Here is a 24,610-nt window from a genome sequence, read left to right as displayed (position 1 = left end):
GGGCTCGACACCGGCACCCACCTCGCGCCCGAGACGGTCCGCCGGCTCGCCTGCGACGCCTCCGTGGTCCCGGTCGTGCTGGGGTCAAGGGGTGAGGTGCTCGACCTGGGCCGCACGGTCCGGTTCTTCACCCCGGCCCAGACCAGACGGCTGTGGCTGCGCGACGGCGGGTGCACCTACCCCGGGTGCGGGGCCCCACCCGCCTGGACCGACGGACATCACCTGGTGCACTGGGCCGACTTCGGCACCTCGGACCTATCCAACGCCGCCCTGGTGTGCGAGCGGCACCACACCACCGTCCACCAGCGACGCCTCGCCGGGCAGGTCGTCACCGGTCCGGAGGGAGAGCGGGTGCAGTGGGACCTGACCCGCGGCTCCTACGACCAGCTGCTGGCCCGGCGCGCCGCGCAGGAACCAGCGTGACCCCGCCCCACACCCCGCCCACCACGGCGGGGCCGCCGGCATGCCCCACCGGTGGCAGCTCGGTGCTCACTACGATGGGCGACGAGAGGAGGCGCAATGGCCGATCCGGTGGGCGAGATCATCGGGGACTACCGGGCGTTCGCCGCGCAGCAGGCAGACCGCCTGCTCGCCCGAGGCATCGACATCCGCCCGTACCCCCTCAGCCACCTCGCGGTCCGCGTGCCTGAGTGGGACCAGTACCTGCACGTGCGCACCCTGCTCGAGCGCCACGCGGTCGCCAACCGCGAGAACGTCTGGAACGGCCGCCCGATCTCCTTGATCGTTCCCACCGAGCCGCTCGAAGTCCTCGACGGCAAGAGTGTCCCGCTCATCGAGCTCATCCCGCCGGTGCACCAGCGCGTCTACAAGATGGGGTTGGAGCACCTCGGCGTCGTGGTCGGCGACTCCTTCGACGCGTTCGTCGCAGCCCACAAGCCCGTCCTGACGGGGCAGCAGTTCCAGGGCCCGAACAGCACACCCGATCCCGTCTACATCTTGTTCGAGGACTTCACCCACGCGAAGTTCTACCGACTCGCCTTGCGCGACTCCGTCGAGCTCGATGCAGGCCCGTTCGGCGACGGGTTCCAGCACGTCGACGACTGGGTGCCCCAGCGGCTCGTGACCGCGACCGGCCCGAACCCCCTGCCGCGCTGAGCCACCCGACGCACCCCGCCCCAGTCGCCTCACCCCCCGTCGCAGCGGTACAACCCCGCCCCCTGCTCGAGCGTCTCAAGAATGACGGGCCACCCGCCCGTCACACCCGACAAGGGGGTTCACCAGATGAGCACAAAGTCGATCTCCACGATCATCTGCACTGCCGCGCTGGCGGCCGCGACGTTGGTGGCGACGCCCGCGACGGCACAGGCCACCGTGCCGCACTGCAGCACCTCGGCGCTGGCCGCAAGCCTCGTCAACCTCCAGGGCACCGCCGGCAGCCGGATCGGCGACCTGCGCCTGACGAACATCTCCCGGAGCACCTGTTGGACGCGGGGCTACCCAGGGGTCTCCTATGTCGGCTTCGGCAACGGCACCCAGATCGGGCGCGCCGCCACGTGGGATGCCGGTGCGGTCAGGACCATCTCCTTGGCCCCGAGGCAACACGCGGACGCGCCGGTCCGAATGGTCGACGTGCAGAACTACCCCGCTTCCGTGTGCCGCCCCACGGCAGTCGACGGGCTGCGCGTGTACGTACCCGGCTCCAGGCTCGCCAAGTTCATCCCGTTCCACACCACGGGCTGCCGCTCGACAGCCGTCTCGACGATCTTCGTCAAGCCACTGGCCCGCTAGCGCGGCAGCTGCGGTGGCGCCGATGCGCGCGACTCACCCGCCGGGTGGGCAGCGGTGACCATGGCGGCGCGACTGAGGGGTATGCCGCGTGGTGACCACGCGGCATACCCCTCAGTGTCGTTGCGGCAGTATCGAGCTCAGCTGTTGACGAGCGACCGCAGGACGTACTGCAGGATGCCGCCGTTGCGGTAGTAGTCGGCTTCGCCGGGGGTGTCGATGCGCACGACCGCGTCGAACTCGACCGGGTCACCACCGTCGCGCACCGCGGAGACCTTGACGGTCTTCGGGGTGGAGCCCTCGTTGAGCGCCGTGATGCCCGAGATCGAGATCGTCTCGGTGCCGTCCAGGCCCAGGGAGTCGGCCGACTGCCCGGCCGGGTACTGCAGCGGGATCACACCCATCCCGATGAGGTTCGAGCGGTGGATGCGCTCGTACGACTCGGCGATGACCGCCCGGACACCGAGCAGCCGGGTGCCCTTGGCAGCCCAGTCGCGCGAGGACCCCGAGCCGTACTCCTTGCCGGACAGGATGACGAGCGGGACTCCGGCCTCCTGGTAGGCAGCCGAGGCGTCGTAGATCGTGGTCTGCTCGCCACCCGCGAGGAAGTTGCGGGTGAAACCGCCCTCGACCCCGTCGAGCAGGAGGTTCTTGAGGCGGATGTTCGCGAAGGTGCCGCGGATCATCACCTCGTGGTTGCCGCGTCGCGAGCCGTAGGAGTTGAAGTCCTTGCGCTCGACCCCGTGCTCGGCCAGGTACGTACCAGCGGGGCTGTCGGCCTTGATGGAACCCGCCGGGCTGATGTGGTCGGTCGTCACGGAGTCGCCCAACTTGGCCAGCACCCGGGCATCCGCGATGTCCGAGACGGGGGTGGTCTCCATCGTCATGCCGTCGAAGTAGGGAGGCTTGCGCACGTAGGTCGAGTCCTCGGCCCACTCGAAGGTCTTGCCCTCGGGCGTCGGCAACGACTGCCAGCGCTCGTCGCCGGCGAAGACGTCGGCGTAGTCGCTGGTGAACATCTCCTTGTTGATGCTCTCGGCGATGGTCCGCTCGACGTCGGCCGGTGCCGGCCACAGGTCCTGGAGGAAGACGTCCTTGCCGTCGGTGTCCTGGCCCAGCGGCTCGGAGTCGAAGTCGAAGTCCATCGTTCCGGCCAACGCGTAGGCGATCACCAGCGGCGGCGACGCGAGGTAGTTCATCTTGACGTCGGGGTTGATCCGGCCCTCGAAGTTGCGGTTGCCGGAGAGAACGGAGACCACGGCGAGGTCGTTCTCGTTGATGGCCGCGGAGATCTCGTCGGACAGCGGCCCGGAGTTGCCGATGCACGTGGTGCAGCCGTAACCGACCAGGTGGAAGCCGAGCTTCTCGAGGTAGGGCCACATGCCGGCCTTCTCGTAGTAGTCCGAGACGACCTTGGAGCCCGGCGCCATCGAGGTCTTGACCCACGGTGCCACCGTCAGTCCGCGGTCGACGGCGTTCTTGGCCAGCATCGCGGCGGCCATCATGACCGACGGGTTCGAGGTGTTGGTGCAGCTCGTGATCGAGGCGATCGACACGATGCCGTGGTCGATCTCGAACGACGCACCCTCGGCAGTGGTGACGGTGACCTTCTTCGAGGGACGGTCGGCGCCGCTGCCCTCTGAGGCCGGCTTGTCGCCGCCGTTGGTGCCGTCCGTGCTGCCCTGCGGCGAGGGGTCGCTCGCCGGGAACGACGACGCCACGCCGGCATCGCCCTCGTGGTGCGCGACATACGTCGGCAGCACCTTGCGGAAGGAGTCCTTGGCGTCGGTCAGGGCGATGCGGTCCTGGGGCCGCTTCGGGCCGGCGATCGACGGCACGACCGTGGACAGGTCGAGCTCGAGCCGCTCGGAGTAGCGGGCCTCGGGCTGGTCGGGGCCGGCGTGCAGCCACATGCCCTGCTCCTTGGCGTACGCCTCGACCAGTGCGACGGACTCCTCGGACCGGCCGGTGAGGCGCAGGTACTCCAGCGTCACGTCGTCGATCGGGAAGATCGCACAGGTGGAGCCGAACTCGGGGCTCATGTTGCCGATGGTGGCGCGGTTGGCCAGCGGCACTGCCGAGACGCCTTCGCCGTAGAACTCGACGAACTTGCCGACCACGCCGTGCTCGCGCAGCTGCTCGGTGATGGTCAGCACCACGTCGGTCGCGGTCGCGCCGGCCGGGATCGACCCCGACAGCTTGAAGCCGACGACGCGCGGGATGAGCATCGACACGGGCTGGCCCAGCATGGCCGCCTCGGCCTCGATGCCGCCGACGCCCCAGCCGAGGACACCGAGGCCGTTGACCATCGTGGTGTGCGAGTCGGTGCCGACACAGGTGTCGGGGTAGGCCACGCCGTCGCGGACCATGACGGTGCGCGCGAGGTGCTCGATGTTGACCTGGTGGACGATGCCGGTGCCCGGGGGCACGACCTTGAAGTCCTCGAACGCGGTCTGGCCCCAACGCAGGAACTGGTACCGCTCTCCGTTGCGCTGGTACTCGATCTCGACGTTCTTCTCGAAGGCATCGGCCCGGCCGAACACGTCGATGATGACGGAGTGGTCGATGACCATCTCGGCGGGGCTGAGCGGGTTGATCTTCGCCGGGTCGCCACCGAGGTCGGCGACGGCCTCGCGCATCGTGGCCAGGTCGACGATGCAGGGCACGCCGGTGAAGTCCTGCATGAGGACACGGGCCGGGGTGAACTGGATCTCGGTGTCGGGCTCGGCGTTCTCGTCCCAGGCGCCGAGGGCACGGATGTGGTCGGCCGTGATGTTGGCGCCGTCCTCGGTGCGCAGGAGGTTCTCCAGCAGCACCTTGAGGCTGTACGGGAGGGTCTCACTGCCCTCGACCGCGCTCAACCGGTAGACCTCGTAGGACTGGTCACCGACCTCGAGTTCACCGTGGGCGTTGAAGCTGTTCGTGCTGGCCACTGCCTGCTCCTTCGATGCTCTGGTTCGACTGCGTCGTCGTGTCGGTCGTCCGGTAGACCGTCGCGCTCGATTTATCTTGACGTCAAGATATCACGTCGTTCAGACCTCTGCCTGATCCTGCTCCAACGCCGCGCGGAGCGAAAGCGGGAGCTCGCGCTTGGTCCGCTCCGTGAGCCCCGCGGCGACGTACGTGATCGTCAGGACCGCGCACAGCTCACCGTCGCCGGCGCGGTGGATCTCGTGCCGCAGCGTGAACGAGGTGGTCCCCACGCGGACCGGTCTCACGACGATCTCGGCGTGGTCGCCGGCCGCCAGCGAGGCGCGCCACTCGATGTCCGCGTGCCGCACAAGGGGCATGGCGTCGGCGGCCTTCGCCTGCTCCAGCCCGTAGCCCCGCGAGGCGCAGTAGGCCAGCCGGGCGTCGTCGCACCAGGCGAGGTACCAGGCGTTGAACACGACCCCGACCTGGTCCACCTCGTAGAAGTGCACCTCCACGCCGTGCGTGAAGGGCGCGGCGGCAGGGGCGCCTGGGGTGGCCGGGATCAACTGGTCTTCCTCTCGAACAGGGCGACGCACTCGACGTGGTGGGTCATCGGGAAGGCGTCGAAGGCGCGCAGGCCGCGCAGGGCGTACCCAGCCTCCGCGAGGTAGGCCGTGTCCCGCGCCAGGGCCGCGGGGTCACAGGCGACGTAGGCGACCGCCCGGGGGGCGAGGGCGGCAACCTGCCCGACCACTCCCCTGCCCGCTCCGGTGCGAGGCGGGTCGAGGACGACGAGGTCGGCCCGCAGCGGCAGCAGCGGGTGCCGGCGCAGCTTGCGGGAGCGCTGCGCCCGGTTGCGGGCCGGCCCGGACCGCGTGGGCCGGGGCACGCCGAACGCGTCGTCGACGCGTGCCCGCACCACCGCCACCGACGGGTATGCCGCCAGGTTGCCTTCGGCGGCGGACGTCGCCGCCGCCTCGGACTCCACTGCGACCACCTTGCCGCGCTCACCCACCCGCTGGGCCAGGGCGGCCGCGAACAGGCCGACCCCGGCATACAGGTCGAGGGCGACCTCACCCGGCTGGGGCTCGAGCATCCCCAGCACGGTGTCGACGAACGTCGCCGCCGCACCGGGGTGCACCTGCCAGAAGCCTCGCGCCGACACCTCGAAGTCACCCGAGAACCGCTGTCCCGCAACGTGCTCCGTGACGACCGGCACGTGCGCCTCACCCGACGGGACGGGCACCACCACCGTCTCACCGGTCGAGGGGGCCACGACGTCGACCGCCTGCTCCCCGGACCAGTGGCCCCCCAGGACCCCCGTCGCGAGGACGCGCGGGTCGGCGATCAGGCAGGACTCGACGGGCACCACGTCGTGCGACCGGTGGGCGCGCAGCCCGGCGCGCCCGGTGCCGTCGACGGCGAACTCGACCCGGGTGCGCCACCCGGCGCCGTCCTCGTCGCCGGGCACCGGCTCCACGAGGACGTCCACCTCGGTCCGGGCCAGCCGCGCGAACTGCTCACGCACCACGGCCGCCTTGAGCTCGCGCTGGTGTGCGAGGTCGGTGTGCTGGAAGTCGCAGCCACCGCACAGGCCGGGCGCGGCATACGGGCACGGCGGGGTGACGCGGCGCGGGCTGGCCGAGAGGACCTCGACGGCGTCGGCGCGCACGAAGCGCTGACCCTCGCGCGCCTCCGTGACCCGGGCCCGCACCCGCTCCCCGGGCAGGGAGTGGCGGACGAACACGACACGTCCCTCGTGGCGGGCCACGCAGAACCCGCCGTGGGCCACGGCGCCGACCTCGAGCTCGACGACGTCACCCTCGGACAGTGGTGCCGGCGACTCGCTCACTGGCCGAGGCGGACCGAGCCCGCGGTGGGGCCGTCGTAGCGCTCCTCCTGGCCCTCCGAGGACGCGAGCTGCCACGGCACGCTCGCCACCATCACGCCGGGCGTGAACAGCAGCCTGCCCTTGAGCCGCAGGGCGCTCTGGTTGTGCAGCACCTGCTCGTACCACTTCCCGAGGACGTACTCCGGGATGTAGACGACGACGACGTCGCGGGGGTGCCCGGAGCGCAGCGACTTGACGTACTCGACCACAGGTCGGGTGATCTCGCGGTACGGCGAGTCCAGCGCCTTGAGCGGCACCGGGATGTCGCGGCGGTCCCACTCGTCCTGCAGCGCCTTGGTCTCGTCGGGCTCGACGTTGACCGTGATCGCCTCGAGCTTGGACGGCCGCGTCGCGCGCGCATAGGCGAGCGCGCGCAGGGTCGGCTTGTGGATCTTGGACACCAGCACGATCGCGTGGACCCGGCTGGGCAGCAGCTGGGCCTCACCGTCGTCCTCGGTGAGTCGCAGCTCCTCGCGGACGCGCTCGTAGTGCCTGCGGATGCGCAGCATGATGAAGAAGAGGACCACCATCGCCGCGATCGCGTAGCCGGCGCCGTGGATGAACTTCGTGGCCAGCACGACGAGCAGCACGGTGCCCGACATCGTGGCGCCCACGGCGTTGATGATGCGGCTGCGCATCATCCGCCGTCGCACCGTCGGGTCGCGCTCGAGGCGCAGGTGGCGGTTCCAGTGCCTGATCATGCCGATCTGGCTCAGGGTGAACGAGACGAAGACGCCGACGATGTAGAGCTGGATCAGCTTGGTGACCTCGGCGTGGTAGACCACGATCAGCAGGGCCGCCGCGCCCGCGAGGATGAGGATCCCGTTCGAGAAGGCGAGCCGGTCGCCACGCGTGTGCAGCTGCCGCGGCAGGTAGCCGTCCTTGGCGAGGATCGACCCCAGCACCGGGAAGCCGTTGAACGCCGTGTTGGCGGCGAGCACGAGGATGAGCCCGGAGACGATCGACACGAGCACCACGCCGGGGTGGAACCCGGAGAAGACCGCCTTGGCGACCTGGCCCATGATCGTGTCCTGCACATAGCTGTCGCCCACGGGTTTGCCGTCGCGCAGGAGCTGGGTGCCCGGGTCCTCGGCGTACTTGATGCCGGTCCACGTGGCCAGGGTCAGCATCGACATCAGCATCGTGACGGCGACGAGGCCCATGAGCAGCAGCGTCGTCGCGGCGTTCCTCGACTTGGGCTTCTGGAAGGCAGGCACCCCGTTGGAGATGGCCTCGACGCCGGTCAGGGCGGCACAGCCGGACGAGAAGGCGCGCAGCAGCAGGAACATCATCGCGAAGCTGCCGAGCGAGTGGAACCCGTTCTCGGCGGTCAGGGTCAGGGAGGCACTCTCGGCCTTGGGGAGGGTGCCGGTCGTCTCGCGGATCATGCCGACGATGCCCATGCCGATGACGCTGAACATGAACAGGTAGACCGGCAGGGCGAACGCCTTGCCCGACTCGCGCACTCCTCGCAGGTTCATCGCCGTGAGCAGGGCCACCAGCCCGACCGCGACGATGACCTCGTGCCCGCGGATGAACGGCAGTGCTGCCGCGGCGTTCTGCACGCCCGACGAGATCGACACCGCCACGGTGAGCACGTAGTCGACCAGGAGGGCTGCCGCCACGGTGAGCCCCGCCTTGGGCCCGAGGTTGGTGTTGGCGACCTCGTAGTCGCCACCGCCCGAAGGGTAGGCGTGGACGTTCTGCCGGTAGGACGCGACGACGACCAGCATGACCCCGACGACGCACAGCCCGATCTGCCACGAGTGGGTCAGCGCCAGGAAGCCTCCGGCGAGGCCGAGCGTCAGGAAGATCTCGTCCGGCGCATAGGCAACCGACGAGAGGGCGTCGCTGGCGAAGATGGGCAGGGCGAGCCGCTTGGGCAGCAGGGTCTCGCCGAGGCGGTCGCTGCGCATGGCTCGACCGAGCAGTACGCGCTTGAGGACGCGTCCGGAGGATGGCACGGCCAACACTCTAGGCCGCCGCCCACCGATGCGTGCGTCGCCCTGCGCGAGGCCGAATGCCGCGGTGTAGCGTCGGCGTCGTGCACTTCGTGATCATGGGCTGTGGCCGAGTGGGGTCCTCCCTCGCCGTGAGCCTCGAGAGGCAGGGCCACGACGTGGCGGTCATCGACCAGGAGGAGTCGGCCTTCCGCCGGCTCGGGTCCTCGTTCGAGGGACGCCGGGTCACCGGCGTGGGCTTCGACCGGGACACCCTCAAGGAGGCCGGGATCGACCAGGCGTACGCCTTCGCGGCCGTCTCCAGTGGCGACAACTCCAACATCCTCGCGGCCCGCGTGGCCCGCGAGACGTTCGGCGTCGAGCACGTGGTGGCCCGGATCTACGACCCCGGTCGCGCCGAGGTCTACCAGCGGCTCGGCATCCCCACCGTCGCCACGGTGAAGTGGACGGCCGACCAGATGATCCGCCGGCTGCTCCCCCAAGGTCATGTCCCCGAGCTGGTCGACCCCTCGGGCAAGGTGGTCATCGCCGAGGTCGCCGTCAACCCGTCGTGGATCGGCAGCCGCCTCACCCAGCTCGAGGAGGCCACCGGGGCGCGCACGGCCTACGTCACGCGCCTCGGCTCCGCGATGCTGCCAGCGGTCGACACCGTCTTCCAGGAGGGCGACCTCGTGCACCTGGCGACGCTCGCCGAGGAGCTGCCCCAGGTCGAGCGCATCCTCGACAGCCCACCCGTCCCGACCGACGCCTGACCCCGCGCGCAGAACACGAGGTAACGAACATGCGAGTCGTCATCGCCGGGGCCGGAAGCGTGGGCCGTTCCATCGCCCGCGAGCTGCTCCACAACGGCCACCAGGTGCTCCTCATGGACCGGGAGCGCAAGGAGATCGCCAGCCGCATCCCCGAGGCCAACTGGCTGCTGGCCGACGCCTGCGAGATCACCGCGCTGCACGAGGCCGGCCTGGCTGAGTGTGACGTCGTCGTGGCCGCCACCGGTGACGACAAGGTCAACCTCGTCGTCTCGCTGCTGGCCAAGACCGAGTTCGGCGTGCCCCGCACGGTGGCTCGCGTCAACAACCCCAAGAACGAGTGGATGTTCGACGAGGCCTGGGGCGTGGACGTGGCGGTGTCGACGCCGCGCCTGATGACGGCCCTCGTCGAGGAGGCCGTGAGTGTCGGCGACCTGGTGCGGATCTTCCAGTTCCAGCAGGGCAAGGCCACCATGGTCGAGCTGACGCTGCCGCCGGACAGCCCCTACGCCGGCAAGCGCGTGGGTGACGTGGACTTCCCCGGTGAGACCGTGCTCGTGGGCATCATCCGCGAGGACCACCCGATCGCCCCGAGCCGCGACGACTCACTCGAGCCGCACGACGAGCTGTTGTTCATCAGCACCCCGGAGTTCGAGGACGAGCTCGAGGCGATGCTCAGCCCCGGTCAGAGGGTGCCGCGCGGCGTGGAGTGAGCGGGCGCGTCGGGCTCGAGCTGCTGGGGCGTGTGCCCCCGGACCAGCATCAGGCCCATGACGGCCACCGCACCCAGCCACAGCGGCCAGCCCAGGACGACCTTCGCGACGCCCAGCCAAGCCACCTGGCCGGCGAGGTAGAGCGGCACCATCACGGCCAGCCGGATCGCGAACGTCGCGACGAGCACCATGGTGAGCCGCTGGCAGACGCGCACCACTCCCTTGTCCCGGTGCCAGCCGAGCGGGTCCTCGGCGAGGTCCGGGTCACCTGCAGCCACCATGAAGCCGACCAGCGGCCAGCGGGTGGCGACCGACACGACTGCCACGGCCCCCATCACGGAGTTCCAGATGATGCCGGGCAGGAAGGCGTCCTCGGCCTTGCCGCTGCGCAGCGCGAACACCGCCGCGATGACGGTCGGCAGCACCGCCTGCAGGACGAACTGCAGGCTCTGGCGCTGGGCCAGGCGCACGACGGCCAGGACGACCGTCACCGCCCCTGCGGCCACCAGGGCCGGGACGAGTTCGCCCCGCGCGATCCAGAGCACGACGAAGGCCACGGTGGGCAGCGCCGTCTCGAGCGAGCCGCGCCAGCCCCCGAGCGCGGTCGAGAGGCGGTGCCGGATGACCTCCTCGACGGTCTGCTCGGCGGTCCGGTCGGCGGTCACCGCCTCGTGGTCAGTGGCCACGGAGCGGGACGATCTCGTATGCCGGGTTGAAGATGGTGGGGATGCCGCGCATCGTCGTGACGCGGCCGGTCGCGCGGACGTAGGTGCCCGGCTCGATGCCCCCGATGGTGCGGCGACCCAGCCAGACGAGGTTGATGGTGCGGCTGCCGTCGTAGAGGTCGACGACCAGTGCGGGCACGTTGACCCTCGGCCGGAGCGTCACGGCACGGACGGTGCCGGCGACGACGGCCTCCTGGCGGTCCAACAGGTCGCACATCGCGGTACAGCCCATCCGAGCCGAGTCCTGCTTGAGCTCGTCGGCCTCGATCTGCGTGACAGACTTGGTGAGGCGCTCCCCCAGCCGGGAGAGCACGCGTCCACGCGGCTTGGTGGCGGTGGTGGCACCCGTGGCGCTGGTGGCGCTGGTGGTGCTGGTGGTCTGCGCACCGCTCGGAGCGGTGGCGGTTTTGTCGGTGTGCACGGCCATGACTGGGCCTACCTGACCTCGGTGATCTCGGGACCACGCTCGAATGGCTTGAGGTCGTCGGCGTGCGGGGTGGTGTCGTGACCGTCGCTGGCGGCGTCCTCGGCGGATTGGGCCTGCTCGGGCAGGGTCAGGACCAGCATCTCGCGCGGGGCCATCGCGGCGTCGCCGCGGACGACGACGGTGTTGCGGACGACGTGGACGAGCGGGGCGGCTGCCTCGTCGTCGATGGCGGCCCGACCGGAGAACACGGCCCGCAGGAACCACCGCGGTCCGTCGATGCCGGTGAACCGGGCCGGGGCGAACACGGTGCGCCCGTCGGGGCCCGCCGAGGGCATGCGGGTGCGCAGCTCGGTGCCGAACTCACCGCGCGTCTCGTCGGCGGTGCCGCCCTGCGCGACGATCGACTGGGCGATCTCGGAGCGGATGCCGTCCCAGATGCCCATCGTCTTGGGGGCCGCGAAGGCCTGAAGCTGGACGGCCGAGTCACCCATCACCGCGGTGGCGCCGACGACGTGGCCGGCCTGCTCGTCGACCTCGAGACGCAGCTCCATGCCGGCGACCCCGTGGATGCGCAGCGCTCCGAGGTCGAGCCGGCCGTCGTCGGGGTCGACGTCGGCGGAGTCGAAGGGGCCAGCGGACCGGTCCGGCATCGACTCGTCGGACGAGTCGACGACGGCATCGTGGGTGGTCGCGTCCTGGGCCTCGGCGTGGCCGTCGACCTCGCCGCTGCCGTTGCCGTCGACGACCTCGTCGCTGCCGTCGACCTCGCCGTCGACCCCTGCGCTGACGTCGCGGTCGCCCTGGTCCACCGCGTCGTCCGTGACGTCTGACTTCTTGCCGCGTCGGAAGATGCTCACTGCTGGGTCATTCCTTCACTGTCGTGGGGTGCGGGGTGGGCGGCTCCGAAGCCACCACTGGCACCGTGTCCAGTGTCCCCCCGCGACGTGTCATCGAGCGAATCGACCTCGACGAACGTTGCGTGCTCGACGCGCTGCACCACCAGCTGGGCGATCCGGTCGCCGCGCTGGATCGTGAACGCCTCGCGTGGGTCAAGGTTGACGAGGTTGACGAGGATCTCGCCGCGGTACCCGGCGTCGACCGTCCCCGGTGCGTTGACGATGGTGACCCCGTGCCGGGCAGCCAGCCCCGACCGCGGGTGCACGAGCCCCACGAAGCCCTCGGGGAGCGCGATGGCGAGCCCGGTGGGCACCAGCGCGCGCTCACCGGGGGCGAGCTCGACCCCGCTGGCGGCGTGGAGGTCAGCCCCGGCGTCGCCCGGGTGGGCGTACGCGGGCACCGGGAGGTCGGGGTCGAGCCGGTGGATCGGCACGGGAACGCGAGAAGGGCCAGTCACGTGGACCGACCCTATCTCGCGGTGTCGCATCGTCTGCCGCGTACCGGTGTCAGGCGGCGCACTCCCGGCACACCATCTGTCCGCCGGCCTCGCTTGCCAGCTGGCTGCGGTGGTGGACCAGGAAGCAGCGCGAGCACGTGAACTCGTCCGCCTGGCGCGGGAGCACGCGAACGGAGAGCTCCTCGCCGGAGAGGTCTGCACCCGGGAGCTCGAAGCCCTCGGCCTGCTCGGTCTCGTCGACGTCGACGCTCGAGGCGCTCTTGTCGACGCGGCGGGACTTCAACTCCTCGATCGAGTCCTCGGACAGCTCGTCGTCGGTCTTGCGCGGCGCGTCGTAGTCAGTCGCCATAGTCGCTGTCGTACTCCAGTTTCTCTCGCGGTTGGGGCCTTCCCGAGTGACTCGGGAGGACCAGTCGCCCGTGTAACGCAGATCGCCATGATTTTGTGCCCACTGCAGGCGGGGATTGTGCCCTATCCAGGGCCGGACGTCACCATCGCGTCCAGATTCGCGGGCTGCGGGGCCGACGACTGCCGCCGCCGCCCGCTCGGGAACCCCAACGGTTGGTCTGCATTCACCAAGGATTCACCCAATCCGCCGACCTCGATGCGGCTGATGTGCCCCCGGGCCCGTAGTCTCCTTTTTCCGGCCACCGAGAGGGTTCCACGATGACCGAGCTCCACACCGAGATCTCCCACCGCGCCGCCCGCGCCGCCCAGGACCTGCGGGCTGCGAAGGAGTCAGGCGACGACTACCTCGCCACCGTCCGCGAAGCCGAGCTCGAGGGCTTGGCCAGAATCGCCCAGGAACACGGGCTGCGCGTCCCCGAGCTGGCGGGCTACTCGGCCGCCTGAGCCGACTCCTCCCCCGCCGCTCGGGCGGCCACGGCCACCACTGCCTCGAGGGCGGCGTGCAGGCCGACTGGGCCGCCGACCACCATGGAGGAGTCCGGCGCCGCGCCGTCCAGGCCGGTGAACGCTCCCCCTGCCTCGGTGAGCACCAACCAGGCCGCGGCGAAGTCCCAGGCGTTGAGACCGCGTTCGAAGTAGCAGTCCAGCGTCCCCGCCGCCACGCCACAGATGTCGAGGGCGGCGCTGCCCAGCCTGCGGATGTCACGGACCTGGGCGATCACCTCGACGAGCACGCGCGCCTGCCACAGCCGCCGACCGGTCGAGTAGCCGAACCCGGTGCCGGCCAGCGCCTGCGAGAGGTCGGTCTGGTCCCCCACCGCGAGCCGGGACTCACCGTCGCCGGTGCGCAGCCAGGCCCCGCCCCCGGCGCGGGCCCGGAAGACCTCACCGGTGACGGGGTTGACCACCGCCCCGGCGACCGGGCGCCAGGCGCCCGGTCGGGAGGGGTCCCCGACGACGGCCGCGACGGACACGGCATACGAGGGAATGCCGTAGAGATAGTTGACCGTGCCGTCGATCGGGTCGACGACCCACGTGATCGGCGACTGCGAGGTCGCCCCGCCCTCCTCCTCGCCGAGGAAGCCGTCCTGCGGGCGGGCGGCGTGCAGCCGCGAGCGCAACAGGTCCTGGGCTCGCTGGTCCATGACGGTGACCACGTCCGTGGCCGACGACTTGGTCTTGCTGACGCCGAGGTCGTCGGGTCGCTCGTCGACGATGAGGCCCCCCGCCTCGAGGGCCAGCTCCACGGCAAGTCGCTCCAGCTCGACGAGCTCGGCCGGGTCCGGCAGCGTGTGGTCGTCGGCGGCCATGTCAGTCCTGCCCACAGATCGCCGGGCGGGCCTCGCGGAGGTTGGGGCAGCAGCCGGGCGCGCACACCGACGGCAGGGCGAGCCCGCTCGGCCACGACGGGCGCGCCGGCGCCTCACCGCGGGCCTCCGCCGCGCGCTCCACCACGAGCTCGACCAGACCCGACACGAACTCGGCGTCGGTGCCCACCGTCGGGACCCGCACGAGCCGCAGCCCGAGGCGTTCGGCGGTGGCGGCAGCCTCCGTGTCGAGGTCGTAGACGACCTCCATGTGGTCCGACACGAAGCCGATGGGAGCCAGCACGACAGTCGTGGCGCCCTCGGCGGCGAGCTCCTCGAGCCGGTCGTTGACGTCGGGCTCCAGCCAGGGCTGGCTCGGCGGCCCGGACCTCGAGCAGAAGACCAGCTCGCCCGTGAGGTCGGTGTCCAGCGTGGCGTTGACCTCACCGGTGACTGCCGTGCCGAGCGCGACGTGCTGGCGCGCGTACGCGTTGCCCTCGTCATCGCCGGGCCCGGACGTGTCGTCCATGGCGGTCGGGATGGAGTGGGTGACGAACAGCAGGCGTATGCCGGCCTCGGCCTCGCCCGCGCGCAGCACCGACCGCACGGCCTCGGTCACGAGCCGGCTGGTCGCCCTGGAGAAACCCGGGTGCCCCACGTAGGGGCGCACCTTGTCGACGACCACCTCGTGACCCTGCTCGGCCGCCTCGGCCTGGGCCCGGGCGAGGTCCTCGCGGTACTGACGGCACGAGGAGTACGAGGAGTAGGCGCTGGTGACCACGGTGACCAGTCGCCGCAGCCCGCGTTCGGACGCCTCGGTGAGCGCCTCGAGGGTGAACGGCGTGAAGTTGCGGTTGCCCCAGATGATGGGGGTGTCGATCTCACGGCGGTCGAGCTCGGCCCGCAGCGCGGCGATGAGCGCGCGGTTCTGGTCGTTGATGGGGCTGCGGCCGCCGAAGCCGTAGTAGTGCTGGCCGACCTCCTCGAGCCTGGCGTCGGGGATGCCCTTGCCGGCGGTGACCGTGCGCAGGAACGGCAGGACGTCCTCGGGCTTCTCGGGTCCGCCGAAGGACAGCAGCAGGATGCCGTCGTACGGGTCCAGCGGGTTGGGTGTGGTCATGACTCACCGGTCCTCAGGGGTCGTGGTGCGTGGACGTCGAGGACGACGGCCACCATCCGCACGGTGAACACGAGGGCGACGCACGCCCAGATCACGAACGGGTTGATCAGGTCGACGTGGTGCGCCGAGACGATGAGCACCGAGCCCAGCAGGGCCGGCAGGGCGTACATCTCGCGACGCAGGACCTCGGGCACCTGGCCGGCGAGGACGTCGCGCACCATCCCACCGCCGACGGCGGTGATGCCCCCGACGAGGACCGAGGTGAACGGGTCCATCCCCGCCGCGAGGGCCTTGAGTGAGCCGCCGATGGCGAACACGGCCAGCCCGGCGGCGTCGAGGACCCGGACCAGGCGCGAGATCCGCGCGACCCCGGGGTGGAAGAAGAACGTGACCAGCCCGGCGACCACGGCGGTGCTGATCAGCCGCCAGTCGGAGACGCCGACCGGGGGGATGTGACCGATCAGCACGTCGCGCATCACCCCACCCCCGAGGGCGGCCGCTCCGGCGAGCACCAGGACCCCGAAGAGGTCCAGCCGCTTCTTCACCGCGACGAGCCCGCCGGACAGGGCGAACGCGAAGACGCCGACCAGATCGAGGGCCAGCTGCAGGTTCGCGTCGAAGGTCAGCATCGCAGGTCAAAACTACCGTCGCGGCGTGGTCGCTTTCGCGGGGAGGTCCGGGATGGCAGAGTCGGCACCGATGTGGCGACACGGGAGATGGCAATGCGCGACCTGCGACTGATCGGTGTGCACGAGGACGGACTGCACCTGCTGGTGTCCGATTCCGAGGGCGAGCGCTTCCGCGTCCCACTCGACGAGCCCCTGCGGGCCGCTGTGCGCCGCGACCGGCCACGCCTGGGCCAGCTCCAGATCGAGATCGACGGTGGCATGCGGCCGCGCGAGGTGCAGGCCCTGATCCGGGCCGGCTTCTCCGCCGAGGACGTTGCCGACCGAGCCGGCTGGACCGTCGAGAAGGTCCGCCGCTACGAGGGGCCGATCGTCGCCGAGCGCGAGTACGTCGCAGGTCTGGCCCGCGGGGTCCGGCTACGCGGCCGCGGCTCCGGCAACGCCTCGACCCCCACACTGTCCTCCCGGGTCAGCCAGCGGCTCTCCGGCCGTGGGGTCGACCCCGCCCACGCCGAGTGGGACTCTGCCCGGGGCGAGGACGGTGGCTGGACCGTCATCGTGACCTTCCCGGCGGGGGGGCGCGAGCGCCAGGCCAAGTGGACCTTCGACGTCGCGGCCCGCACGGTCGTGGCGGCCGACGACGAAGCACGCTGGCTCAGCGAGGACGACACGGTCGGCACGGGCTCTCCATTGCCCGCGCCGCACCTGGTGTCGGCGCCGGTGCGCTCGACGACCGTCTACGACGTCGAGGCCGAGGGTGGCGTCCAGGGCAAGGGCGGCCGACGTCAGGCCCCCGTCGCCGCAGTGACCGACGAGCCGGTCGACCTCATGACCGCCATGCGCGAGCGGGCCTCGCACCGCGGCCGGCCCCGCCGCCGCAAGGGCACGGCCACCCAGACCCCGCTCGACTCGATGCCCCGCGAGGACGCCCTGCCCCTCGAGGACATCCACTTCGACCCCCAGACGATGCCGCCGCCCCCGCCGGCCCGCGGACCACACCCGCTGGACGAGCCCGCGAGCGCGGACGAGCCGGGTCCCGAGGCGTCGGTGGAGGTCCCTGCCGAGGTCGTTCGCGAGGTCGTCCGCGAGGTCGTCCCCGAGCTTGTTCCCGAGGCGCCGGCCGTCCTCCCCGTCCGCGCCGTCGCGGACTCGGTGGGTGACGACGTCCTCCCGGCCGCGGACGAGCACGGCGACCGTCATCCGGGCGGCCGCGAGGAGCCCGCCGACCGTCACCAGGACGACCACGACGACGACCACGACGACGACCACCGAGCCGTTGCCGCTGCCAAGCCGCGTCCGGCGAAGAAGCCCGCGCGCCCCAGCGTGCCCAGCTGGGACGACGTGATGTTCGGGGCCAGACCCCGGGACTGAGCTACGGCTGGGGCACCGGGCAGATCTCGAGGTCGAACGGCAGCACGTCCGGTGACGACGCGGCGGCCCTGGCCGCTGCAGAGTTCATCCGACGCATGTAGTGCCGGCGGCAGAGCACCTCGTACTCGACCAGCGTCTCGCTGCCGGGCTTGGTGTCGCCGACGACGACCTGCTCGCCCTCGACGACCATGACGCCGTCGACGACCCGCGCGTTCTGCGTCGCGCGGCGCCCGCACCAGCACAACGCCTCGACCTGCAGCACCTGGACCCGGTCCGCCAGCTCGATCATCCGCCGTGAGCCGGGGAAGAGCTGGGTGCGGAAGTCGGCGGTGATGCCGAACGCGAACACGTCGACCCCCATCTCGTCGACCAGCTTGGCGAGCTGCTCGACCTGCTCGGGCGAGTAGAACTGCACCTCGTCACAGATGAGGTAGTCGACCCGCTGGCCGTGGGTGGCGTGCTCGACGACGGCCTCCCAGAAGTCCAGGTCGTCGTGGACCTCATGAGCCGCGGTCGACAGGCCCAGCCGTGACGACAGCACCTCGGCGCCGGCCCGGTCGAGCTTGGTGTAGATCAACCCCGCCCGGCCCCGCGCCCGGTGGTTGTGGTCCATCTGGAGCGCCAGGGTGGACTTGCCGGAATCCATGGTCCCGGAGAAGAAGACGAGCTCAGCCACGAGAGGACACCCTAGGCGAGGTCAGCCATGGACCCGGGCCGACACGTGGAACAGAGGGACCGCCGACTCGTCCTCGGTGAGGGATCCGTGCAGCCCCACGAGGGCGAGCAGCTGGGGGCGGGCGCGTCGGCTGTCGACGATGGCGAAGTTGTCCCGCATGGCGACGACGAGGTCGCCGATACGCGGGCTGTTGACCTCGGTGACCGGACCGAACCAGCCCTCCCGGACGGCCTCGTCACGCGTGCGCAGCCAGGCTCGCTCGCCGACCCGCTCGGCCCAGGTGGCTGCGACGTCCGCAGCGGCACCCGGCTCGCAGTACAGCTGCAGCGCACGCGGCTCGCCGCCGACGTGGCGGATCCCCGCGGCGAGCTCGCTGTCGTGGGCCAGGTCGATGCGCAGGGCGTGCGGCGCGTCGACCATGCCGTGGTCCGCCGTGACGTAGACGGCCGTGTCGCTCGGCACCGAGCGCACCAGCCGGGCGAGCTCGGCGTCGATGGCCTCGACCTCGTCGCCCCACTCCCACGACTGACAGCCGTGGACGTGCCCGACCTTGTCGAGCTCACCCCAGTAGAGGTAGACCAGCGCGCGGGGGTCGGCGCGGACCGCGGCCAGCGTGGCGTCCACGCGCGCGGGCAACAGGTCGGCGGAGCGGAAACGACCACCACGCACCGCGGCCCGGGTGAGCCCGGACCCGTCGAAGAACGCCGGTCCGACCCGCGTGACGGGCACGCCCGCGCGCTCGGCCACCTCGAACACGGTGGGTTCCGGTTGCCACGTCAGGGGGTCCGGCCCGTCCTCCCAGGACAGCTCGTTGACCAGGCGGTCCTCCCCCGGCACGAGCACCTCGTAGCCGAGCAGCCCGTGCGCCCCCGGTGGCAGCCCGGTGCCGAACGTGCCCATGGATGTCGCCGTGGTCGACGGGAACCCCGCCGTGATCCGGTATGCCGCCGGCAGCAGCGAGCGCAGGAAGGGTGCGTGTCCGCCGCGGCGCCGGATCAGCTCGTAACCGAGGCCGTCGACGAGCACCACGACCGCACGGCGAGCGGGGGCGAGCTCCAGCAGGTCGGTGCGACCGGCATACGCAGGGATGCCCAGGCTCGCCGCGACGGCCGGGAGGACGCCTGCCAACCCCGCAGAGTCGTACCGCGGCGCCAGGATCCCCTCGTGAGGCATCGCTCCTATCGGCCGATGCTCGCCGAGAGCTCGCGGGCGAAGTCGAGGGCGTGCTGCAGGGCGTCGTCGCCCTCTGCCTCGGCGCTGATCCGCAGGGAGATGTCGTCGGAGGCGACGGTGCCCTCGTAGCCGTGGTCGGCGTCGCAGTCGGGATCGGCACACGACGCCGGGACGAGGTCGAGCCGGCTCACGGCGCCCCAGCCGAGGGTGAGGGTGATCTCGCGACCGAGCGAGCCGGGGCGGTAGTCCTGGGGGCGCGCCACCACGTGGGTGATCATCACCCCACGGACGGCGCTCAGTGGCACGCACTCGGTGGTCGCCGTCGCGAGGTCCTCGTGGTCGGGTCGCTCGTCGGTGTGGTCGTCGGCGTGGGCGATGACCAGTCGCGTGCCGGTGAGGGCGAGCACGGTGATGTGGCGGCGCACGGCGTCCTGGTCGAAGGTCGTCTCCTGGTGGACCAGGTGCGACACCACCGGCTCGGCACCCAGGGCGGCCCGGACGACGTCACCGACGAGTGCCGGGTAGTAGCCGGCCCGCTGGATCGCGCGGGTGAGGTCGTCGGGCAGCGGTGCCAGGGGCGTCGCGGCGCCGGTCGAGGAGGGGGAACCCATGGGGACATCTTGCCCTAGGTCAGTGAACGACGCCCCGGGTCCTTGCGCTGGGGGGTCGCGGAGAGCACGATGTCGGCCCCGAGGACGTCGACCCCGCCCGGGTGGGCGTTCACCGGGTTGAGCACCAGGCTTGCCACCTCGGGCAGGTTGTCGGCCAGCACCGAGACGCGTGCGATCAGGTCGGACAGGGCCGCCCGGTGGACGGGGACGGCGCCGCGGTGGCCGTGCAGCATCGGCGAGGCCTTGACCGAGGAGATGAGGTCGGAGACGTCGACGTCGGTCAGCGGCGGGATGCGGTGGCCGATGTCGCCCAGGAGCTCGGTGGGCGGCCCGGCGATGCTGAACGAGACCACCGGGCCGAACAACGGGTCCTCGTCGCTGCGGACGACGCACGAGACGCCCGGGGTGGCCATCCGCTGCACCACGAACGTGTTGGCGGACAAGGGGGCGAGGCGCTCGTTCAGCCCGGCGAAGGCCTCACGCACGAGCGCCGCCGACCCGAGGTCGACCCGGATGCCGCTCAGCCCCGGCTGGTGCCGCAGCAGCGGCGCCACCGACTTGATGACCACCGGGTAGCCCAGGCGCTCGGCCGCCTCGACCGCCTCGTCGGCGGTCTGCACCGGTTCGCTGCGCCAGACGTCGATGCCGTGCGTGGCCAGCAGCTCGTGGACCTCGTCGGGGTCCAGCCGTCGCCCCTCGGGGTCCTTGGCCAGCACCCGCTCGACCAGGGCCTCGGCGGCCTCGCGGTCGGTGCCGGCCGGATGGACGGGGACTCCACGGTCGCGACTGCGCCACTCGGCATACCGCGTGGCGGCCACGAGAGCCCGCACGGCGTCCTCGGGCATGGCATAGGCCGGCACGACGGTGGTGCGGCCGTCGTCCGTGGTGCCGGACAGCTGGTCGACCACCCCGCGCATACCGAGGAAGGTTGCCAGACAAGGCTTTTCGTAGCGCGCGGCGGCAGTGCGCACCGCGATCGCGACGTCCTCGTCGAGGGTCACGAGCGGCGGGATGAAGCAGGTCAGGACGCTGTCGACCTCGGGGTCGGCAAAGGCGGCCTCGAGCGCCTCGGCGAACTGCTCCCCCTTGGCGTCGCTGGGCAGGGACACGGGACCGTGGGCCACCTGCAGCCCCCAGCTCACGCAAGCCTCGGCGCTCAGCGCCCCCAGCGCGTCGGAGTTGCCGACGATCGCCACGCGGTTGCCCTGGGGCAGGCTCTGGTGGGCGACCAGCTGCGCCACGTCGAACATCTGGTGGACGTTCTCGACCCGGATGACGCCGGCCTGCCGCAGCATGGCGTCGAACGCCTCTGGGCGGACCCTGGTCGTGCGGGCGCGGTGCCCCGGCGGGACGCCGTACGACGAGACCCCTGACTTCACGACGATGACGGGCTTGGTCGAGGCGAGCCGCCGGGCGATGCGCGAGAACTTGCGGGGGTTGCCCATCGACTCGAGGTAGAGGCCGACCACGTCGGTGTCCTCGTCGTCGATCCAGTACTGCATGAAGTCGTTGCCCGAGACGTCGACGCGGTTGCCCGCCGAGGCGAACACGGAGATGCCCAGGCCGCGACGCGCGGCCGAGGCGAGCACGGCGATGCCCAGGGCACCGCTCTGCGCGAACAGACCCAACCGTCCGGGCGGCGGCAGCTCGGGCGCGAGGGAGGCGTTGAGCCGGACCGAGGGATGGTTGTTGATGACGCCGAACGAGTTCGGACCGAGCACCCGCATCCCTGCCTCCCGGGCCGCCGCGAGCAGGCCCACCTGGAGCTCCTCGCCCTCTGGACCGGACTCTGCGAAGCCGGCGCTGAGCACGAGGAGCGTCCTGACGCCCGCCTCGGCGCAGTCCGCCACGACGTCGAGCACCTCCTCGGCGGGCACGGCGACCACCGCGAGGTCGACGTGGTCGGGGACGTCGGAGACCCTGGCGTACGACGGCAGCCCGAGCACCTCCATCGCCTCACGGTTGACGGCGTGCAGGGCTCCCTGGAAGCCGGAGGCCTGGATGTTGGCCAGGATGTGGTGTCCGATCGACTCAGGCCGACGGCTGGCTCCCACGACGGCGATCGAGTCCGGGAACAGCACGGCGTGCATGCTCACGGACTCGGCGCGGTGCTCACGGGAGAGCCGGACGGCCTCGGACCGCTCCGTCGGCTGGATCTGGAACCGCAGGGACACCACGCCGTCCGCGATGTGCCTCGTCACCTCGTAGCCGGCCTCGGAGAAGACCGAGATCATCTTGCGGTTCTGCGGCAGCACCTCGGCGGTGAACTCCTCGACGCCGGCCTCCCACGCGATGACGGCGAGGTGTTCGAGCAGGACCGAGCCGATCCCCTTGCCCTGGAACGAGTCCGAGATGTTGAACGCGACCTCGGCACTGGTCGGCGTGATCTTGTCGTAGCGCCCGATCCCGATGATGTCGCCGCGCACGGTGGCCACCAGGGCCACCCGCTCGACGTGGTCGACGTGGGTGAACCGGCGCACGTCACGGTCGCTCAGCTGTCGCAGGGGGGCGAAGAACCGCATGTAGATCGACTCGTCCGACTGCCCGGCGTGGAACCGGCGAACTGCCTCGGCGTCGGCCGGCGTGATCGGGCGCAGGTGGGCGACCGACCCGTCGCGGAGCACGACGTCTGCCTCCCAGGTGGCCGGGTAGCCGTCAGGTCGCTCGGCGCCCTCGGTCATGGGCAAAATCATGTCACGAGACCACCGCCCGGAGGTCCCCGGCTCCCCTGCCCCGCGAACCGTCTCCGGACGACCACCTCCGGACGACTACCTCAGGACGACTACCTCCGGAACGACCGTCGCTCGAACGATGCGCCGCTGTCGCTGCTCACGTCGTACCTGCCTCCCTTAGCCACGGCGTACACGGTCGGGCCACCGGCGGCACCCACCCAGGCGAACGCGTCGTCCGCACCCTGGTCCACGCGGGGACGCGCCCAGGTGGCTCCGCCGTCGCTGGTCGACAGGATCGCGGTGGGGTTGTCGAACACCGGGAGGCTGGTGGGCAGGCCCTGGAGGACCACGACGAGGTGCCGCAGGTCGACGGCTGTCAGCCACGCGCCCGCGGCGCCGGGGGTGGCCAGGTCAGGCGACGCCTTCGCCGGGGACCACGTGGCTCCCCGGTCGGTCGAGGTGGCCAGGGCGTAGGTCTTGCCGGGGGCGCCCGAGGCCTGGCACATCGCGACCAGCGCACCGCGGGTCCTGGCCGTGCCCCACACCCAGACGCCACCGGTGGGCGCACAGCCCTGGGGACGTGCCAGCCGGGTGGGGGTGCCCGAGACCCGCTGCGGGAGCGACTGCACGGCCTGGTCCGAGTACGAGACGCTGACGTAGGCGTCGCCGCCGTCCATGCTCAGCCACGCGGAGTCTGCGGGGGCTGGCAGCTCCAGCGTGGCCACCTTGGCGGCCCGGGTCGCCGTGACGGCGGCCGACCAGACCTCGAGGCCCGTGCAGCCCCTCGCTGCCGTCTCCGTGTGGCGACAGGTCTTCGCGGTCACCATCCACACCGTCGTGCCGTCGGTCTCCAGCGAGACCACGGTGCGACCGGCCACGTCCACGTCGGCCCAGCTGCGCCCACCGTCGATCGTGCGCAGCGTCGAGCTGCCGTAGACGTAGCCGATGGTGGAGCTGGCGAACCGGACACCGACCAGCTGGCGCGCCCGGTCGGGCGTGCTGCGCGAGCCCGGCGTGGTCAACGTCTCGAAGGCTGCCCGGGTGCTCCAGGTCGCCCCGTCGTCGTCGGACCCGATCACCGCCGTGCACGCCCCCTTGGGGCAGGTCGCCGACCCGAGGGCGAACAGGTGCCTGCCCCCGCCATTGCTCATCGAGACGAGGCTGAACGTCCTGGGCGCCGGAAGCGGTCCGGCCACGGTGGTCGGGGAAGAGGCCCCGGACGGCCCGCTCGGTGGGGGCACCACCACCGGACCCCGCGTGGCGGTCACGGTCACGGTTGCGACCGGGGTCGAGCTGCTGGCCGGCGGGGCAGCCTCCTGGGTGCCGGGCCCGTGCCCGGTGGCCCAGACGACCCCCGCGGCCACGACGACGGCCGCCGCCGCGGACAGGTAGGGGAACACGTGGCGCCGCCTGGGGCGGCGGGACTCGACGAGGATCGACTCCCACCGGTCCGGCCCGGCGGGCAGCTCGCGGATGCCGGCACGCTCTCGGTCGAAGAAGTCGGCGACGAGGTCGCGCTGCTCCCCCTCGCCGGGCAGGTCGGACAGGTCGCGGGTCATCGAGCGTCTCCCAGGATCTGCGCGAGCTTGTGCCGCGCGTCGAACAGGTCTCTCTTCACGGTGCCCTCGGACTTCTCGAGCTGACGGGCCACCGTGGCGACCGGCAGGTCGGCGAAGTAGTGCAGCAGCACCACGACCCGAAGCCGGTCCGGCAGGGCGAGGACTGCGTCACGGACGGTCAAGGTCGTCGCCTGGTCGGGCGCCGGGGTGAAGTCGACGGCGCCCGCCTGGTGGCGTTCGTAGGCGGACGCCTCGCGACCACGCTTGCGCCAGTGGTCACGCACGAGGTTGGCGGTGACGGTGTAGAGCCAGGCCCGGGGGTCGTCGACGGAGCCGAACTCGCGCACGAGGCGCAGGAACGCCTCGGTCGCCAGGTCGTGGGCGAGGTCCGGGTCGCTGACGAGCTTGGTGGTCCACCCGGCGAGCCGGCCGTAGTGGGCGTCGTAGACCTCGCGGACGGCAGCCTCGACCTGTGCGCGGCTCTGCCCCTCCCGCGTCCCCACCAGCACCCCTCCCCTGTGCGCCACCTCGAGCCGAGGCCCACGCGCGGGCAGGGTCATCGTCGTCATGCCCTGTGGACGCCGCTGTGGGTCGGGTGGTTGGGGCCA

Annotated in this window: 25 protein-coding genes; 7 read left to right on the top strand and 18 right to left on the bottom strand. The window is 71.5% G+C overall.

Annotated elements, in window-relative coordinates:
• From AC1DV7_RS12425 to AC1DV7_RS12415, 3 genes are all read left to right on the top strand, one after another.
• Window positions 1–423 (top strand): HNH endonuclease signature motif containing protein (locus AC1DV7_RS12425; RefSeq protein WP_477597441.1); only part of this gene is annotated, 423 nt, incomplete at its 5' end.
• 96 nt (window positions 424–519) lie between these two features.
• The gene (locus AC1DV7_RS12420; protein ID WP_477597440.1) at window positions 520–1,116 is read left to right on the top strand and encodes a VOC family protein; all 597 of its coding nucleotides are present in this window, start codon (window positions 520–522) and stop codon (window positions 1,114–1,116) included.
• Between the two features lie 126 nt (window positions 1,117–1,242).
• The gene (locus AC1DV7_RS12415) at window positions 1,243–1,749 is read left to right on the top strand and encodes a DUF4232 domain-containing protein (RefSeq protein ID WP_477597439.1); all 507 of its coding nucleotides are present in this window, start codon (window positions 1,243–1,245) and stop codon (window positions 1,747–1,749) included.
• A gap of 137 nt (window positions 1,750–1,886) precedes the next feature.
• On the opposite strand, the gene acnA is transcribed toward AC1DV7_RS12415, so the two are convergent.
• From acnA to AC1DV7_RS12395, 4 genes are all read right to left on the bottom strand, one after another.
• Window positions 1,887–4,679 carry an aconitate hydratase AcnA gene (gene acnA, locus AC1DV7_RS12410; RefSeq protein ID WP_477597438.1) on the bottom strand — a complete coding sequence of 931 codons (2,793 nt, stop codon included), beginning with the start codon at window positions 4,677–4,679 and terminating at the stop codon, window positions 1,887–1,889.
• A 99-nt stretch (window positions 4,680–4,778) separates the two neighbouring features.
• On the bottom strand, window positions 4,779–5,225 hold the full coding sequence (locus tag AC1DV7_RS12405; protein ID WP_477597437.1) for an acyl-CoA thioesterase: 447 nt from the start codon (window positions 5,223–5,225) through the stop codon (window positions 4,779–4,781).
• Window positions 5,222–6,511, bottom strand: coding sequence for a class I SAM-dependent RNA methyltransferase (locus AC1DV7_RS12400; RefSeq protein ID WP_477597436.1), 1,290 nt, complete (start codon window positions 6,509–6,511; stop codon window positions 5,222–5,224). The genes AC1DV7_RS12405 and AC1DV7_RS12400 overlap by 4 nt, the downstream gene beginning before the upstream one ends.
• On the bottom strand, window positions 6,508–8,466 hold the full coding sequence (locus AC1DV7_RS12395; protein WP_477597443.1) for an APC family permease: 1,959 nt from the start codon (window positions 8,464–8,466) through the stop codon (window positions 6,508–6,510). Before AC1DV7_RS12395 ends, AC1DV7_RS12400 begins: the two co-directional genes overlap by 4 nt.
• Before the next feature lie 128 nt (window positions 8,467–8,594).
• On the opposite strand from AC1DV7_RS12395, the gene AC1DV7_RS12390 reads away from it, so the two are divergent.
• The gene (locus tag AC1DV7_RS12390) at window positions 8,595–9,263 is read left to right on the top strand and encodes a potassium channel family protein (RefSeq protein ID WP_477597435.1); all 669 of its coding nucleotides are present in this window, start codon (window positions 8,595–8,597) and stop codon (window positions 9,261–9,263) included.
• Window positions 9,260–9,973 carry a potassium channel family protein gene (locus tag AC1DV7_RS12385; RefSeq protein WP_477597442.1) on the top strand — a complete coding sequence of 238 codons (714 nt, stop codon included), beginning with the start codon at window positions 9,260–9,262 and terminating at the stop codon, window positions 9,971–9,973. Before AC1DV7_RS12390 ends, AC1DV7_RS12385 begins: the two co-directional genes overlap by 4 nt.
• Here the strand turns inward: AC1DV7_RS12385 and AC1DV7_RS12380 are convergent.
• The 5 genes from AC1DV7_RS12380 to AC1DV7_RS12360 are packed head-to-tail and all read right to left on the bottom strand — an operon-like array spanning window position 9,946 to window position 12,828.
• Window positions 9,946–10,659, bottom strand: coding sequence for a DUF3159 domain-containing protein (locus AC1DV7_RS12380; RefSeq protein ID WP_477597434.1), 714 nt, complete (start codon window positions 10,657–10,659; stop codon window positions 9,946–9,948). The genes AC1DV7_RS12385 and AC1DV7_RS12380 overlap by 28 nt on opposite strands.
• Window positions 10,649–11,125 (bottom strand): OB-fold nucleic acid binding domain-containing protein, encoded by a 477-nt coding sequence (locus tag AC1DV7_RS12375; RefSeq protein ID WP_477597433.1) that lies wholly within the window; start codon window positions 11,123–11,125, stop codon window positions 10,649–10,651. Before AC1DV7_RS12375 ends, AC1DV7_RS12380 begins: the two co-directional genes overlap by 11 nt.
• 8 nt (window positions 11,126–11,133) lie before the next feature.
• The gene (locus AC1DV7_RS12370) at window positions 11,134–11,982 is read right to left on the bottom strand and encodes a DUF3710 domain-containing protein (protein ID WP_477597432.1); all 849 of its coding nucleotides are present in this window, start codon (window positions 11,980–11,982) and stop codon (window positions 11,134–11,136) included.
• Complete coding sequence (gene dut / locus AC1DV7_RS12365; protein ID WP_477597431.1) at window positions 11,979–12,509, bottom strand: dUTP diphosphatase; 531 nt, start codon at window positions 12,507–12,509, stop codon at window positions 11,979–11,981. The genes AC1DV7_RS12370 and dut overlap by 4 nt, the downstream gene beginning before the upstream one ends.
• 19 nt (window positions 12,510–12,528) lie before the next feature.
• Window positions 12,529–12,828, bottom strand: a complete 300-nt coding sequence (locus tag AC1DV7_RS12360; protein WP_477597430.1) for a DUF4193 domain-containing protein — start codon at window positions 12,826–12,828, stop codon at window positions 12,529–12,531.
• A 317-nt stretch (window positions 12,829–13,145) separates the two neighbouring features.
• On the opposite strand from AC1DV7_RS12360, the gene AC1DV7_RS12355 reads away from it, so the two are divergent.
• Entirely contained in the window at window positions 13,146–13,331 is a 186-nt protein-coding gene (locus tag AC1DV7_RS12355; protein WP_477597429.1) for a hypothetical protein, read from the top strand.
• On the opposite strand, the gene AC1DV7_RS12350 is transcribed toward AC1DV7_RS12355, so the two are convergent.
• The 3 genes from AC1DV7_RS12350 to AC1DV7_RS12340 are packed head-to-tail and all read right to left on the bottom strand — an operon-like array spanning window position 13,316 to window position 15,943.
• A complete protein-coding gene (locus tag AC1DV7_RS12350) occupies window positions 13,316–14,197 on the bottom strand; it encodes an inositol monophosphatase family protein (protein ID WP_477597428.1) in 882 nt (293 codons plus the stop codon). The two genes, AC1DV7_RS12355 and AC1DV7_RS12350, sit on opposite strands and share 16 nt — an antisense overlap.
• A 1-nt stretch (window position 14,198) precedes the next feature.
• Window positions 14,199–15,314 (bottom strand): ferrochelatase, encoded by a 1,116-nt coding sequence (locus AC1DV7_RS12345; RefSeq protein ID WP_477597427.1) that lies wholly within the window; start codon window positions 15,312–15,314, stop codon window positions 14,199–14,201.
• A complete protein-coding gene (locus AC1DV7_RS12340; protein ID WP_477597426.1) occupies window positions 15,311–15,943 on the bottom strand; it encodes a trimeric intracellular cation channel family protein in 633 nt (210 codons plus the stop codon). Before AC1DV7_RS12340 ends, AC1DV7_RS12345 begins: the two co-directional genes overlap by 4 nt.
• A 93-nt stretch (window positions 15,944–16,036) precedes the next feature.
• Here AC1DV7_RS12340 and sepH point away from each other — a divergent pair, with 93 nt between their 5' ends.
• Window positions 16,037–17,311, top strand: coding sequence for a septation protein SepH (gene sepH, locus AC1DV7_RS12335; RefSeq protein ID WP_477597425.1), 1,275 nt, complete (start codon window positions 16,037–16,039; stop codon window positions 17,309–17,311).
• 1 nt (window position 17,312) lies between these two features.
• Here sepH and AC1DV7_RS12330 read toward each other — a convergent pair whose 3' ends face one another.
• The 6 genes from AC1DV7_RS12330 to AC1DV7_RS12305 all read right to left on the bottom strand — a co-directional run bounded on the left by AC1DV7_RS12330 (window position 17,313) and on the right by AC1DV7_RS12305 (window position 24,571).
• On the bottom strand, window positions 17,313–17,987 hold the full coding sequence (locus AC1DV7_RS12330; protein ID WP_477597424.1) for a thymidine kinase: 675 nt from the start codon (window positions 17,985–17,987) through the stop codon (window positions 17,313–17,315).
• Between the two features lie 21 nt (window positions 17,988–18,008).
• A complete protein-coding gene (locus tag AC1DV7_RS12325) occupies window positions 18,009–19,160 on the bottom strand; it encodes an alkaline phosphatase family protein (protein WP_477597423.1) in 1,152 nt (383 codons plus the stop codon).
• A gap of 5 nt (window positions 19,161–19,165) precedes the next feature.
• Window positions 19,166–19,771 carry a DUF5998 family protein gene (locus tag AC1DV7_RS12320; protein ID WP_477597422.1) on the bottom strand — a complete coding sequence of 202 codons (606 nt, stop codon included), beginning with the start codon at window positions 19,769–19,771 and terminating at the stop codon, window positions 19,166–19,168.
• 14 nt (window positions 19,772–19,785) lie between these two features.
• Window positions 19,786–22,452 carry a bifunctional acetate--CoA ligase family protein/GNAT family N-acetyltransferase gene (locus AC1DV7_RS12315; RefSeq protein ID WP_477597421.1) on the bottom strand — a complete coding sequence of 889 codons (2,667 nt, stop codon included), beginning with the start codon at window positions 22,450–22,452 and terminating at the stop codon, window positions 19,786–19,788.
• A gap of 101 nt (window positions 22,453–22,553) precedes the next feature.
• The gene (locus tag AC1DV7_RS12310; protein WP_477597420.1) at window positions 22,554–24,002 is read right to left on the bottom strand and encodes a sialidase family protein; all 1,449 of its coding nucleotides are present in this window, start codon (window positions 24,000–24,002) and stop codon (window positions 22,554–22,556) included.
• Entirely contained in the window at window positions 23,999–24,571 is a 573-nt protein-coding gene (locus tag AC1DV7_RS12305; RefSeq protein ID WP_477597419.1) for an RNA polymerase sigma factor, read from the bottom strand. Before AC1DV7_RS12305 ends, AC1DV7_RS12310 begins: the two co-directional genes overlap by 4 nt.
• Between the last annotated feature and the right edge of the window lie 39 nt (window positions 24,572–24,610).

Source organism: Pedococcus sp. P2_E4 (assembly GCF_056403935.1).
This window is presented reverse-complemented; position numbering and strand designations above follow the sequence as displayed.